This window comes from Streptomyces sp. NBC_00335 (assembly GCF_036127095.1).
Classification (GTDB): Bacteria; Actinomycetota; Actinomycetes; order Streptomycetales; family Streptomycetaceae; genus Streptomyces.
The window spans coordinates 2,325,644-2,338,971 of the sequence record NZ_CP108006.1 but is presented as its reverse complement, the minus strand read 5'-3'; the positions used below and the strand labels follow the sequence as shown (position 1 = coordinate 2,338,971).

Below are 13,328 nucleotides of genomic sequence, written 5' to 3'. Positions count from 1 at the left end.
CCTGGCACCCGGCCCCCTGGGCTCCGCTGGCGGGCACCCCGGTACCTCGGGCTCCGCTGGCGGGCACCCCGGTACCTCGGGCTCCGCTGGCGGCACCGCGGCCCCGGGCTCAGCTGGCGGCCACCCTGGCACCCCGGCCCCCTGGGCTCCGCTGGCGGGCACCCCGGTACCTCGGGCTCCGCTGGCGGCATCGCGGTCCCGGGCTCCACTAGCGGCCACCCCGGCACCTCGGCCCCAGGCTCCACTGGCGGCCACCTCGGCCCCGGGCTCCCCTGAAGGCCACTCCGGCACCCCGGGCTCCGCCCGCCCGCCCGCCCGCTCCGTTTCCCCCGTTCAGTCGATGCGCCGCGCCGGCCCCAGCAGCCCCGTCTCCCCGTCCGTCGGCTGTGTCATCACGAACTGCCGGTCCCGCTCGGTGCACCACAGCGTGACCCCGTCGCCCAGCGTCGGCAGTGACTCCACCGCCGCCGCGGGCAGTCGCATCAGGCGGCCGAGCTGCTCCGCCTCGTCCGGGGAGACCCGCTGGATGCCGACCAGGGAGGCGTTGCTCACCAGGCGGGGGGCCGCCGGGCTCAGGTACGGGAGCAGGGTCAGGACCGACTGCCAGGGGCCCGCCGCCACCCGGCCCCGCGGCGGTCGCATGCCGCAGTCGCGGATCACCAGGACCGGACTGCCCGCCGACGCGCCCTGCGGCGGCACCCGGCCCACGTCGTGCAGGGTCACGCACTGCTGGCCCCCGCCCGCGGCCTGCGCCAGGCCGGACCACACCTGGCCGCGCCCGGTCTCCACCGCCACCCGCGCGCCCGTGGCGGCCGCCCGCAGGGCCAGGACCTGCGCCGTCCACAGGCCGCCAATCAGCGTGACCTCGTACGGCGTCGGCCGGTTGATGCCGAGGACCGCCGGGCGGCCCGCCGAGTCGACGCCGATGACGACCCCGTCGTCCCCGACCGGCAGCGCGAGCGCGTCCAGCTCCGCCGCCTGGACCACGTGCCGCTCCCGGCGCGGGCCGACCAGCCCGAAGCCGCCCCGCACCGAGCCAGAGCCAGGGCCAGAGCCAAGGCCAGGGCCCGAGTCCGTGCTCGCGCTCGATCCCGATCGAGAGCCCCTCATCGCGCTCCTCCCAGCGGCAGCGACGCCAGCAGCCCCGGCACCTGCTCCCGGTCCAGCCGCACCAGCCCGGCCTTGATTCCCCGGGCGGTCTGTTCCAGTCCGCGCCGTGCGGTGACCAGTTCCTCGTCGCTGCGCCCGGTGACCCGTACGTGCCCGGTCAGCGTGACCTCGTGCCGCGCGGCCGGGGTCATCGTCAGGCTGAAGTTCGTCGCCAGCGCCGGCAGCGAGGTCAACAGGGCGACGAACTGCGGCAGTCCGGCCCCGCTCCCGCCCAACTGGGGCCAGCGGCTGATCCAGTACGTGGTGTGCCGCCGGTCGTCGCAGCGCCAGGTCCGCGAGGTCTCCTCGGTGCGCCGTCCCGTGGCCGCCGACCGCCCGGCCTGGGTGATCGCCATCGGGTTCGCGCACGAGGAAGTGGCCAGCGCGCCCGTCAGCTCCTGCTCCGTGAGCACCGTCGCGCGGAACCCGGCCCCCGCGAGCCTGCTCGCCAACTGGTCCGCGACCCGCACCAGACACCGCTGCGCCCCCGGCAGCCCGCCCCCGCGCGCGGTGACCGCGTCGGGGCACAGCTCCGGATCCAGCTTGAGCGCGATCCACGTGAGGCGCACCGCCGGGCTCCCGGTCATGGCCTGCAGCGGGGCGTAGTTGCGCGTGGCCATCGACTGGGCCGGCAGGTGCGGCGCCGGCGCCGGCTGGGTGTGCTGCACGAGCTGCGCCGACTCCAGCCGGATGCCGTCCACTTCGAGGACGTCCCGTACGAGGGCCAGCGGCAGCGGCCGCGCCGCCCGGTCGGGCCGCAGCGCGGTGGCGTCCATGTCGACCTGGACCACCGCGGTCAGGAACGTGCCGTCGCCGACCATCCCGACGGGCCGCCGGTCACGATCGCGCTCCCGCTCGCTGAACGTGAGCGTCCGCAACGCCGGATCGGCCTCGACGAGCGGGGCCAGCCCCGGCTCCGTACCGGCCGGCACCGCCGTGGCGGCGGCCCGGCGGCGGCGTGCGCGCAGTGCCAGCGCACCGCCGATCCACTCGGGCAGCGAGCGCCGGTGCCTGCGTACGACCGCGAGCAGGACGAGGATCAGGGCGAGCACACCGGCCGGGGCCAGCAGCAGCGGCTCCACCACCCAGGCCGCCAACAGCGCCGCCGCGGCGACCTGGAGGAGCACGAGTTGTTGCAATCGGAACGGCCCGAAACGGCCCGGACCGGACTTCGGATGCGGCGTCACTCCGGCGCGCTCGGGTGCGGGCGCCCCGGTCCGCGGCCTCACGGCAGTGGCCATCACTCGCGCACCTCACCTTTCCGGGGTTCGTACCCCTGAGCCCCGGCAGCACGCGCGACAGCCGGCCGCTCGCCCCCGGAATCTCCTCAATCCGCCTCAACACCCCTGTTTCCCCCGGCCCGGAAGGCGTGGAGCGGCTGCCTCACCCTACCCGGCCCCCACCCACCCTCCGTCAAGAGGCATAGTAGGTGGCCGGTCGGACATACAGAGGCCCGGAGACCGTACCCATCGACCGGGCCGTGCGGGGAGAATCAGGCGGCCATGGCCTCACGACGTGACGAGCTCAACGCGTACACCTTTGCGAAGCGACGCACGGTGGCCGCGTTCCTTCAGCCTTCCGCGAGCGGGTCCGAGGAGGGCGCTCCGAGACCGCTGCGCGCCGTCCTGCCCGGTGTCATCACCGCGGCGCTCGTCCTCGCGGCCTTCGGCGCCTGGGGGATGTTCAAGCCGACCGCCCCCAAGGGGTGGGACACCCCCGGCGACCACGTCATCGTCGGCAAGGACTCGACGACCCGCTACGTCGTCCTGACCACCAAGGTCGACGGCAAGGACCAGACCCGGCTGCACCCGGTGCTCAACCTCGCCTCCGCACGGCTGTTGCTCGACCCGAACAAGGCCAAGGTCGTCCAGGTCGCGGACAAGGTGCTGGACGCGGGCAAGCTCCCGCGCGGTCCCATCATCGGCATCCCGTACGCCCCCGACCGGCTGCCCGCCCCGGCGGACGCGGGCAAGGCCAAGCGCTGGGCGGTCTGCCAGCAGCCCGGCGGCAACGGCAAGGGCGTGCAGACGGCCGCCTTCGTCCTGGCCGACCGCGAGGCGAAGCTGATGGACGACGGGCGCCGGCTCTCCGACTCCCAGGCCCTGTACGTCCAGAGCACCGGCCCGGGCAGGGCCCGCTACCTCGTCGACGCGGCGGGCTCGAAGTACAAGTTCCCCGACGGCACCGCGGACGCGCGCACGATGACCAACGCCCTCGTCGGCGGCAGCGCCGTCCCGCAGCCGGTCACCGAGGAGTGGCTGGCCACCCTCGGCTCCGGCGACGACCTGGCCTTCCCCGAGCTGCCGGGGGCCAGGGCCGGGACGGCCGCCGGGGTCAAGGGGCTGGCCAGCAAGGACGACAAGGTCGGCATGGTCCTGAAGGCCGTCACCGGTTCCGGCGCGCAGCACTACCTGGTGCTGCCCGGCAAGGTCGTCCCCGTCACCGACTTCGTCGCCTGGCTGATGATCTCCTCGCCCGCGACCGACCGGCTCGACATGCACGGGAAGGCCCACGAGGTGGACCTCCAGTCCATCAACCCGGACCGCGTCCCCTTCAAGGCCGGCGCGAAATGGCCGGAGAAGAAGACCGACCGGATCAACGAGGTCCGCGCAGGCGCCTCCGCCTCCGCCGCCGGTGCGGACGGCGCCCGCGACACGGTCTGCAGCGTGCTGCGCTCGGTCGACGCGAGGGGCGGCCAGACGCTGAGCACCTGGGCCGGCACCGGATTCCCCGTCGACATCACCGCCAGCGGCACGAGCGCCTACGTCACTCCGGGCACGGGCCTGCTCTACACCCAGGCGCAGGGCCGCCAGACCACCGCCGGCGGCGCCCTCTTCCTGGTCACCGACACCGGCCTGCGGTACGCCGTCCAGGCCAACGGCGACAGCGACGCGGCCCAGCCCTCACCCGGACCGAGCGCGAGCACCGGCGAGAACGCGGGCACCGGCCAGAGCGGGCCGGTCACCTCCGACGGCCGCCCCGCGCCGAGCCAGGCCCAGGCCCGGCTCGGATACGAGAAGGTGGTCCCGGTGACGGTGCCCATCGCATGGTCGGAGTTCCTCTCCAAGGGCCCCCGCCTCGACAGCAACTCCGCGCGTCAGCCCCAGGGTTCGTGATGCGGAGCAGAGCGATGCGGAGCACGGCGATGCGGAGCACCGCGATGCCGAACACGTCGAAGCCCGCCCTCGCCGCCCTGCTGGCGGCCGCCGCCCTCACGCTGGGCGCCGCGCCGCAGCCCTCGTACCCGCTGCGCCTCGCGGGCGCGGGCGAGTGCACCTTTCCGATGAAGAAGCAGATAGAGGACCGCCCCTGGGCGCTTCAGCGGCTACTGCTCGACGAGCTCTGGGCGGACACCAGGGGCCGCTCCAAGGACGGCAAGAGCGTCCGCGTGGCCGTCATCGACACCGGAGTCGACCGGGTCAACCCGCAGCTCAGCGGCGCCCTCGACATCGGTGCCGGCCGCGACTTCCTCGATGCCAAGGGCGACGGCACCGCGGACACCGTCGGGCACGGCACCAAGGTCGCCGGGCTGATCGCGGCCCGTCCGAAGCCCGGCACCGGCTTCGTCGGGCTCGCCCCCGAGGCCGTGATCATCCCCATCCGGCAGAACGACGGGCAGGGCAACGGCAACGCCCAGACGCTGAGCGAGGCCATCACGCACGCGGTGGCCAAGGGCGCACAGGTCATCAACATCTCGCAGGACACCGAGGTGCCGATGACGGAGGACTCCAAGCTCGGCCAAGCCGTCAAGAAGGCCGTCGAGGCCAACGTGGTCGTCATCGCCTCGGCGGGCAACGACGGCCTGACCGGGAAGAAGCGCCCCACCTACCCGGCGGCCTTCCCCGGCGTCCTCGCCGTGGGCTCCTCGGACCGCAACAACGAGCGCGCCGCCTTCTCCCAGCCCGGCACCTTCGTCGGGATCGCGGCGCCCGGGGTCGACATGGTCTCCACCGTCCCCGGCTTCGGCCAGTGCGTGGACAACGGCACCAGCTTCTCCGCCCCCTACGTCGCCGGGGTCGCCGCCCTGCTGCGCGCCAAGCACCCGCAGTGGACCGCGCAGGAAGTGATCTGGCAGCTCCAGAACACCGCCGAGCGCTCCGTCAACGGCCACGACGACTACGTGGGCTGGGGCGTGGTCGACCCGGTCCGCGCGCTCACCCAGTCCGCCGTGGGAGCCGAGCCCCCCAAGGCCCCCGTACCGGACCCCGGACCGCCCCGCGCGGCGGCCCCGGAACCGGCCGTGATGCACACGACCGAGACGGCGAGCGAACGCGACGAACGGCTCGGCACGTACGCGCTGGGCATCGGCGGCGTGCTCATCGCCGTGATCGCCGGGACCGCGACGGTGGTCCGGGACGCCCGGAACCGCAGGCGCCGTTTGCAGTGAACGGTCACGGTTCATCAACAGATCCCAAAGGGCTGTGTTGGGTCGGGCCGATCAACTGACTACAGTGTTCGGAGGCTTCACGACTGTGATCGGGGATTGTGCGTGAAGCGGAGGGGGACCCGGGGGCGCGTGGCTGAAAACCGCCCTCTCGAAGCACCGCTCCGCCGCGCGATCCGCCGGTTCTGTCTGGCGAATTGAGAGATGAGGAGCTTCGGATGACCAACAATTTCGGACTCGCTGATGACCCGGTAAAGCAGGCACTGAACAAGATTTCGGAGACCGCCGACAGCGTCACCCGGCAGTCCCGGGAGCTGGCGGACATCCTCGCCACCGTCGGTGCGGGCTGGACCGGTGTGGGTGCGTCGGGGTTCACCTCCGCGCAGACCGTCGTCAACGAGGACCACGACGAGATCCGTCGGCTGCTCGGCGTCCTGCACAACGCGGTCGGGCAGACCAAGAACCTGAGCAACGCGCAGGACGACGACGTGGTCTCGGCGTTCCAGTCGGTCAAGGCCGCCAGTGGCGGAGGCGGCAACACCTCCGCCCTCAACGGGATCTGACCCGCTTCCCCACCCACCTGCCCAGCCCCGAGCGAAGGAGAAGAGCATGGCCGCGAACGACGGGCACACCAAGGTCCAATACGAGAGCCTCCAGGGCATGGCGGACCGCATCCGCATCGTCTCGGACAACATCAAGAAGGACCTCGACGAGATGGGCGCCGCCCTGACGGTCGTCACCGACACCTGGGACGGCGAGGCGCACGCCCAGTACGTCGAGCTGCAGCGCAAGTACAACGCCAAGGCCGACCACATGCGCGCCCAGCTGCGCCAGGTCGCGGACCTCATCGAGCGCGGCAAGAACGACTACCGCGCCACCGACGTGAAGGCCTCGCGCCTGTTCACCGAGGCCTACTGAGCCGGACGGCGTGCCGCGCGGCACGTGACAGGAGGAGGGGGCGCGCCCGCACCGGGCGCGCCCCCTCCTCCGTCCACAGGGGCCGTACGGGCCCTAGCGCGGACCCCGGTCGAGATCGAACTCCCCGTCCCTGGCCCCGAGTACGAACGCCTCCCACTCGGCCGCGGTGTAGCGCAGCACCGTGTCCCGGTCCAGCGAGGACCGCATCGCCACCGCCCCCTCGGGCAGCCGGGCGATCTCGACCCGCTCCTCGTCGGGAGAGGTACCGGGCGGGCCCTCCCACTCGACGCCGCTGATGTCGAGCCCGTACAGCTCGTCCTTCTCCTGCTGAGTGCCCATGCGCGGCCTCTCCTTCGGTGGTGCGATCCCTGCCGATTATCGACGGTGACCAGCCGGGCGCGGGAGGCTTTCCGGAACCCTCCCGGGCCCCCGCCTCCACGCACCGGCCGGCGTCCCGCCCTACATCCCCGGCATCCGCCCGATCTGGATCAGCGAGGTCCCGCGCTTGCGCGAGACGAAGGAGGCCCGGCCCGGAGGCATGGGGCGCGGCCGCACGCTGCCGACCAGATCGCCCTCGGACGGGTCGCCGGACAGCACCACGCCCTGCGCGCCCAGCTCCTTGATCCGCTGCATGAACGGCTCGTACAGCGCCCGCGAGGCACCCGCCGAGCTGCGCGCGATCACGAAGCGCACGCCCGTGTCCCGGGCGAACGGCAGGAACTCCACCAGCTGCGCCAGCGGATTGCCCTGGCTCGTGGCCACCAGGTCGAAGTCGTCGATGATGATGAACACGTCCGGGCCCGTCCACCAGCTGCGGTCGCGCAACTGCTGCGGCGTGACGTCCTGCGGCGGCTGCCGGCGGGCGAACACCCCGGCCAGCGCCTCCATGTGCATCTGCAGGGAGCTCGCCATCGGCGCGTACTCCAGCAGGTGCTCCTCCGGCAGCGCGCCGAGCAGGCCGCGCCGGTAGTCGCCGACCACCAGGCGCGCCCGGTCCGGGCCGTAGCGCTCCGCGATCCGCTGCGAGATGAGCCGCAGCAGGTTCGTCTTGCCCGACTCGCTCTCGCCGAACACGAGGAGGAAGGGGTCGGTCTCGAAGTCGACGAACACCGGCTCCAGCTCGGTCTCGTCGATGCCGATCGCGATCCCGCGCTCCGGGTACTCCCCGCCCTTGGGGAGCTGGTCCGCGTGGAGCAGCCGCGGCAGCAGCCGTACGCCGGGGGCGGCCTGGCCGGCCCAGTTCTGCTTCACGGCGTCCACGAAGGCGGTCGTGGCCTCCGACAGGTCGTGCGCCGCGTGCGAGCCGTCGACCCGCGGCAGCGCGCCCAGGAAGTGCAGCTTCTCCGCGACCTGGCCGCGTCCCGGCATCCCCGCCGGGACGTTCGCCGCCACCTTGCGGTCGAACTCGGAGTCCATGACATCGCCGAGGCGCAGTTCCAGCCGGCTGAGGATCTGGTCCTTCAGCGCGGCCCGGACCTCCATGTACCGGGCGACCGTGATCACCACGTGGATGCCGTATCCCAGTCCGCGGGACGCGATGTCCGTGACGACCTGCTCCAGGGCCTCGTACTCGCCCCGGAAGCCGCCCCAGCCGTCGACGACCAGGAACACGTCGCCCCAGGCCTCCCCGGGCAGCTCGCCCGCGGCCCTCCGGCGCCGGTAGGTGCCGATCGAGTCGATGCCGTTCGCGCGGAAGAACTCCTCGCGCCGGCGCAGCACCCCGGCCACCTCCGCGACCGTGCGCCGCACCCGCTCCGGGTCCAGCCGGGACGCGATCCCGCCCACGTGCGGCAGTTCGGCCAGTGAGGACAGACCGCCGCCGCCGAAGTCCAGCCCGTAGAACTGCACCTCGCGCGGAGTGTGCGTCAGCGCGAACGAGGAGATCAGCGTCCGCATCAGCGTGGACTTGCCCGACTGCGGACCGCCGACCACCATCATGTGGCCCGCCGCACCGGAGAAGTCCCGGTACAGCACCTCGCGCCGCTGCTCGAAAGGCTTGTCGATGAGCCCGAGCGGTACGACCAGCCCGCCCGGCCGCGTGTACCCCTCCGCGTGCAGCCCGCGCTCCGCGCTCGGCGCCAGCGCCGGCAGCAGCTGGTCCAGCGGCGGAGCCTGGTCCAGCGGCGGCAGCCACACCTGGTGCGCCGGCACCCCCTGCCCCTCCAGCCGTCCCACGATCACGTCCAGCACCGTGTCCGCCAGCGCGTCGTCCCCGGCCCGCGCCTCCTGCTCCGCCCGCGCCGACAGGTACGCCGGGTCCGGAGCCGCGTACACCACCGGCACCGGCGCCGCCGTGAACAGCACGGGCCGCCGCTCCACCGGGAACAGCCCGACCGACAGGTCCGGGCCGCCCGAGCGGTAAGTACCCGAGACGTACGCCGCCTTGAAGCGCGTCATCTCGTCCGTACCGAACTTCAGGTAGCCCGAACCGGGCACCGACGGCAGGTGGTAGGCGTCCGGCACGCCGATCGCGGTACGCGACTCCGCCGCCGAGAAGGTCCGCAGACCGATCCGGTACGACAGGTACGTGTCGAGCCCGCGCAGCTTGCCCTCCTCCAGCCGCTGCGAGGCCAGCAGCAGGTGGACGCCCAGCGACCGGCCGATGCGGCCGATCTGGATGAACATGTCGATGAAGTCCGGCTTCGCCGTCAGCAGCTCGGAGAACTCGTCGATGACCAGCACCAGCGAGGCCAGCGGCTCCAGCGGAGCACCCGCCGCGCGGGCCTTCTCGTAGTCGTGGATGTTCGCGTAGTTGCCCGCGGAACGCAGCAGCTCCTGGCGGCGCTGCAGCTCGCCGCGGATCGAGTCGCCCATGCGGTCCACGAGCGTGAGGTCGTCCGCCAGGTTGGTGATGACCGCCGCGACGTGCGGCATCTGCCCCATCCCGGTGAAGGTCGCACCGCCCTTGAAGTCGGCGAGTACGAAGTTCAGCGTCTCCGAGGTGTGCGTGACGGCCAGCCCCAGCACCAGCGTGCGCAGCAGCTCCGACTTGCCCGAACCGGTCGCGCCCACGCACAGCCCGTGCGGGCCCATGCCCTCCTGCGCGGCCTCCTTCAGGTCCAGCATCACCGGGGAGCCGTCCTCGCCGACCCCGATCGGCACGCGCAGCCGCTCGCCGGCGGAGCGCGGCCGCCAGGTCCGGGCCACGTCCACGGCGGCCGCGTCGCCCAGGTTCAGCAGGTCGGTGAAGTCCAGATTGGCCAGCAGCGGCTCGTCCTCGTCCCCGCCGCCCGTCCGCAGCGGCGCCAGCTGCCGGGCCAGCGCCTCGGCCGCCGGCAGCGACAGGGTGTCCGGCAGGCCCTCGTAGGCGAAGCCCGCACCCGACTCCAGCCGCAGCCGTCCCGGCCGCACCACGACCGACAGCCCGCCGCGCGCCTCGTCCAGCTCGCCCGCCACCACCTCGACGACGGTGACCCCCTGCAGCCCCTCGGCAGCGGCGAACACCGAATCCGGCGGCACCAGACCGCCACGGGACCCCGAGTCCAGTACGAGGACCACGTGCGGCTGGTCCAGCACCGGGGTCCCCTCCCGGCTGAACCGGGGCCGCCCCTCCAGCCGGGAACCGAGCAGCCCCTCCACCTCCACGAGGTCGTCGCCGAACAGCCGCTTCGTGCCGGCCCCGTCGATCTGACCCGGAACCTGCGTGTGCGGCAGCCACTTCACCCAGTCCCACTCCGCCACCGCGCCCGGTGCCGCCACCACGGCCACCATCAGGTCCTCGGGGGAGTGCAGGGTCGCCAGTTGCGCCACGAGCGCCCGCGCGGTGCCCCGCGCGGACTCAGGCTCCCCGGAGACCGTCACGTGGTAGAACGCCCGCAACGACACCGCCATCGGCAGCCCGTCCAGCGAGGAATGCACCCGCAGGAACCGCTGCATGGCGCCGGCCGCCAGCGGCTCCAGCTCGTCCACCGGCGCCGTGTCCGGAGCCACCAGCGGGGTCGCCAGCCGCTGCGCGCCCAGCCCCAGCCGGGCCTGCCCGAAGTCCGCGTCGCCGACCCGCCGCTCCCACAGCCGCGAACCCTCGGCCACCACCGACCACAACTGCTCCGGAGCCGGGTGCAGATACAGCTGCGCGTCACGCTGGGCCCGCGCGGTCCTCCGTACCTGACGGCGGGTTTGAGCCAGGTACTTGAGGTAGTCCCGCCGGATATCGGCCATTTGCCCTTGCGTACCGCGCCGGTGCCGCATCAATTGGGCCACCAGCATGCCCACCGTCGACACCATCATCAGCACGCCCATGATGCGCATGAACGGCGCGGCACCCGGCATGAAGAAGAAGACGGCGGACGAGCCCATCCCGAGCATCGGGAGGAGCTGCATCAGCACGCCCTCCTGCTGCCCCCGGGGGAGTTCGGGCGGTGCCTCCAGCCTCAGTTCGTCCGAAGGCACTTCGGGCGGCAGCGACCGGGGCGGACGTTTGACGACGATCTGGCTCACCGGAGCATCAATCCCTCGAAAACAGACGGGACGTCGCAACCGGCGCCCTCAAGTCCCGGGCGCGAAGGGGGTCTCCTCCGCAGAGAGGTGATCCTACTTGCCGACAGTCATCGGCACTCCCGGTAGGGTGGCGCGCGCGGCATGCGCATCCGCGAATCGGCTGCGCACCGGCGGGCGGACCACCGTCACCGGCGCACCCGCACGCACACCAACGCACACACCCACCGGGGGGCATCAGGTGAACACCGCCGAGGCGACCGGCTTCCGCAGGGTCACCGTCGTGGCTCCCGACAGCCGCATAGACGTCGCCCTCCCCGAGGACATCGCCGTCGCCGACATCTACCCCGAGCTGCTGCGCCTCACCGGCCAGACCCAGCCCGTCGGCGCACCCACCGGCTTCCACCTGGTCCTGCGCTCCGGCACCGTCCTCGACGGCGCCCGCACCCTCGCGGCCCAGCAGGTCCTGGACGGCGAAGTACTGAGCCTGCGCCCCTTCGCGGACTCCCTGCCGCCCGCCGTCTTCGACGACGTCTCCGACGCCGTCGCCGCCGCCGTGGTGCGCGACCGCCACCGCTGGAGCGACGACATGCTGCGCGGCGCGGGCCTGACCGGCGCCGCCGTCCTCTTCGTCCTGCTCGGCTTCGTCCTCTGGTACGCCGACCCCGTCCTGCACGACATGCACGGACTGCCCGGCATCATCGCCGGCTCCGTCGGCGTGCTCCTCACCGCCGCCGCGGGCGTCCGCGCCCGGGTCTACCGCGACCGCGGCTCCGCCGTAGCCCTCGGCCTCGCCGCCGTACCGCACCTGCTGCTCGCCGGCTCCGGCATCATCGCCCCCGCCGCGGGCCAGGGCCCCGGCCGGCTCCAGTTCCTCCTCGGCTGCGTCTGCGTGCTCGTCGCCTCCGTCGCCCTCGTCGCCCTCACCCCCGACGGCGACGCACCCTTCGTCGCGGTCACCTTCCTCGCCGCCACCGGGACCCTGGCCACGTTCGCCGCGATCACCGCCGACGCCGGCGCGACCTCCGCCGCGGCCGTCTGCGCCCCCGCCGCCATCGGCCTCGTCGCCTTCCTCCCCGGCTTCTCCGCCCGTTTCGCCCGGCTCCCCATCGGCTACGCCGCCCCGCAGAGCGCCACCGCCGAGTACGAGACCCCGGACCGCTACGAGAGCGAGCCGTACGGTGAGCGCTCCGCCACCGACGGGCACGACTCCGGAGCCCCGCTCGACGCCGAGGCCATCGCCGCCCAGGCCCGCCGCGGCCACGAGATGCTCCTCGGCCTCGTCGGCGGCTGCGCGGCCGTCGCCGTCGGCTCCGCCGCCGTCCTCGGCTTCTCGGACAACACCTGGGCCCGGCTCCTGGCCCTGGCCACCGGGCTCGCCATGCTGCTGCGCGCCCGCCTCTTCCGCTACACCTCCCAGGTCGCCTGCGCCCTCGTGGCCGGCTTCGCCGCCCTCGGCCTGCTCGTCCTCGGTCTCGCGATGCACCCGCCGCTCGCCCTGCTCAAGGAGCTCGCCCTCTACGGGGACCACAGCGGCCTGGAGATCCGTACGCTCTGGCTCTCCGCCGCCGTCGCCGCCGGAGCGGCGCTCCTCGCCGGAATTGCATTGGTCATTCCCCGCAAGGGTCTGTCACCCTTCTGGGGGCGGCTCCTCGACCTCACCGAGGGGGCGGTCCTGCTCAGCCTGGTCCCGCTGACCCTGGCCGTGCTCGACGTCTACGCCAAGGCCCGGGCTCTCACCAGCTGAGACGAGGGCCTGCGGCAGCCTGGTAGTCTGTGTGACGGCCGTTTGTGTACGCGCCCCGGGAATCCTCCAGGGGCTGCGCTCAGCGGACCCCGCCTCCCGAGTTACGGAAGATCCCCAGAGAATTCGACCTGGGGCACTCGGTGGCTATGTAGACCTATTACAAGGAGTACGCGTGCCGCTCGACGCCGCAGTCAAGAAGCAGCTCATCGCAGAGTTTGGTGCCAAGGAGGGCGACACCGGCTCCCCCGAGGTCCAGGTCGCGATGCTGTCCCGCCGCATCTCGGACCTGACCGAGCACCTGAAGTCGCACAAGCACGACCACCACTCCCGTCGTGGTCTGCTGATCCTGGTCGGCCAGCGTCGCCGCCTGCTGCAGTACCTGGCCAAGAAGGACATCCAGCGCTTCCGTACGCTGGTCGAGCGCCTCGGCATCCGCCGCGGTGCGGCCGGCGCCAAGTAAAGACGCTGTGAAGGGAGCGGTTCCCACATTGAGTGGGCCGCTCCCTTTGCTGTACGTGCGCGACGTACCGGACGCTTTGTAGTCTGGAAGCGTCCACTTCTTAAGACGTGCACAACTGAAGAGGAGGAGCGCCCTCCCACGCCGCCGGTCCTCGGTAGTGGCATCCGGAAAGCCCGTACGGGGCTTCGCCCGGCTGCTTCGATCGAAGACCGGCCCGCACGCCAGGAGCGCTTCTC

10 protein-coding genes are annotated in these 13,328 nt (G+C 72.8%); 6 read left to right on the top strand and 4 right to left on the bottom strand.

Annotated elements, in window-relative coordinates:
• Positions 1 to 333 precede the first annotated feature (333 nt).
• Both OHA37_RS10235 and eccE read right to left on the bottom strand, forming a co-directional pair.
• Entirely contained in the window at positions 334 to 1,032 is a 699-nt protein-coding gene (locus tag OHA37_RS10235) for a hypothetical protein (RefSeq protein ID WP_328693293.1), read from the bottom strand.
• A 74-nt stretch (positions 1,033 to 1,106) separates the two neighbouring features.
• Entirely contained in the window at positions 1,107 to 2,390 is a 1,284-nt protein-coding gene (gene eccE, locus OHA37_RS10230) for a type VII secretion protein EccE (RefSeq protein WP_266904020.1), read from the bottom strand.
• 261 nt (positions 2,391 to 2,651) lie between these two features.
• On the opposite strand from eccE, the gene eccB reads away from it, so the two are divergent.
• The 4 genes from eccB (at position 2,652) to OHA37_RS10210 (ending at position 6,451) form a co-directional block, all read left to right on the top strand.
• Positions 2,652 to 4,265 carry a type VII secretion protein EccB gene (eccB, locus tag OHA37_RS10225; protein WP_266904019.1) on the top strand — a complete coding sequence of 538 codons (1,614 nt, stop codon included), beginning with the start codon at positions 2,652 to 2,654 and terminating at the stop codon, positions 4,263 to 4,265.
• A gap of 29 nt (positions 4,266 to 4,294) precedes the next feature.
• Positions 4,295 to 5,536, top strand: a complete 1,242-nt coding sequence (mycP, locus tag OHA37_RS10220) for a type VII secretion-associated serine protease mycosin (RefSeq protein WP_266904018.1) — start codon at positions 4,295 to 4,297, stop codon at positions 5,534 to 5,536.
• 215 nt (positions 5,537 to 5,751) lie between these two features.
• Positions 5,752 to 6,096: a WXG100 family type VII secretion target gene (locus OHA37_RS10215; protein WP_266904017.1), complete on the top strand. Its 345-nt coding sequence runs from the start codon at positions 5,752 to 5,754 to the stop codon at positions 6,094 to 6,096.
• A 46-nt stretch (positions 6,097 to 6,142) separates the two neighbouring features.
• Positions 6,143 to 6,451: a WXG100 family type VII secretion target gene (locus OHA37_RS10210; RefSeq protein WP_266904016.1), complete on the top strand. Its 309-nt coding sequence runs from the start codon at positions 6,143 to 6,145 to the stop codon at positions 6,449 to 6,451.
• 93 nt (positions 6,452 to 6,544) lie between these two features.
• On the opposite strand, the gene OHA37_RS10205 is transcribed toward OHA37_RS10210, so the two are convergent.
• Together OHA37_RS10205 and eccCa are read right to left on the bottom strand one after the other, a co-directional pair.
• Positions 6,545 to 6,790 (bottom strand): DUF397 domain-containing protein, encoded by a 246-nt coding sequence (locus OHA37_RS10205; RefSeq protein ID WP_243337515.1) that lies wholly within the window; start codon positions 6,788 to 6,790, stop codon positions 6,545 to 6,547.
• Between the two features lie 120 nt (positions 6,791 to 6,910).
• A complete protein-coding gene (gene eccCa / locus OHA37_RS10200; protein ID WP_266904015.1) occupies positions 6,911 to 10,888 on the bottom strand; it encodes a type VII secretion protein EccCa in 3,978 nt (1,325 codons plus the stop codon).
• A 238-nt stretch (positions 10,889 to 11,126) separates the two neighbouring features.
• Here eccCa and eccD point away from each other — a divergent pair, with 238 nt between their 5' ends.
• Positions 11,127 to 12,632, top strand: coding sequence for a type VII secretion integral membrane protein EccD (gene eccD, locus OHA37_RS10195; protein WP_266904014.1), 1,506 nt, complete (start codon positions 11,127 to 11,129; stop codon positions 12,630 to 12,632).
• A gap of 172 nt (positions 12,633 to 12,804) precedes the next feature.
• On the top strand, positions 12,805 to 13,092 hold the full coding sequence (gene rpsO / locus OHA37_RS10190; RefSeq protein ID WP_243337509.1) for a 30S ribosomal protein S15: 288 nt from the start codon (positions 12,805 to 12,807) through the stop codon (positions 13,090 to 13,092).
• The last annotated feature ends 236 nt before the right edge of the window (positions 13,093 to 13,328 follow it).

Bases quoted from the DNA above. Each gene is read 5' to 3' on its own strand.
- OHA37_RS10210 (WP_266904016.1), top strand. From the start codon at position 6,143: ATGGCCGCGAACGACGGGCACACCAAGGTCCAATACGAGAGCCTCCAG.
- OHA37_RS10205 (WP_243337515.1), bottom strand. From the start codon at position 6,790: ATGGGCACTCAGCAGGAGAAGGACGAGCTGTACGGGCTCGACATCAGC.
- OHA37_RS10215 (WP_266904017.1), top strand. From the start codon at position 5,752: ATGACCAACAATTTCGGACTCGCTGATGACCCGGTAAAGCAGGCACTG.
- mycP (WP_266904018.1), top strand. From the start codon at position 4,295: ATGCGGAGCACCGCGATGCCGAACACGTCGAAGCCCGCCCTCGCCGCC.
- eccE (WP_266904020.1), bottom strand. From the start codon at position 2,390: ATGGCCACTGCCGTGAGGCCGCGGACCGGGGCGCCCGCACCCGAGCGC.
- eccB (WP_266904019.1), top strand. From the start codon at position 2,652: ATGGCCTCACGACGTGACGAGCTCAACGCGTACACCTTTGCGAAGCGA.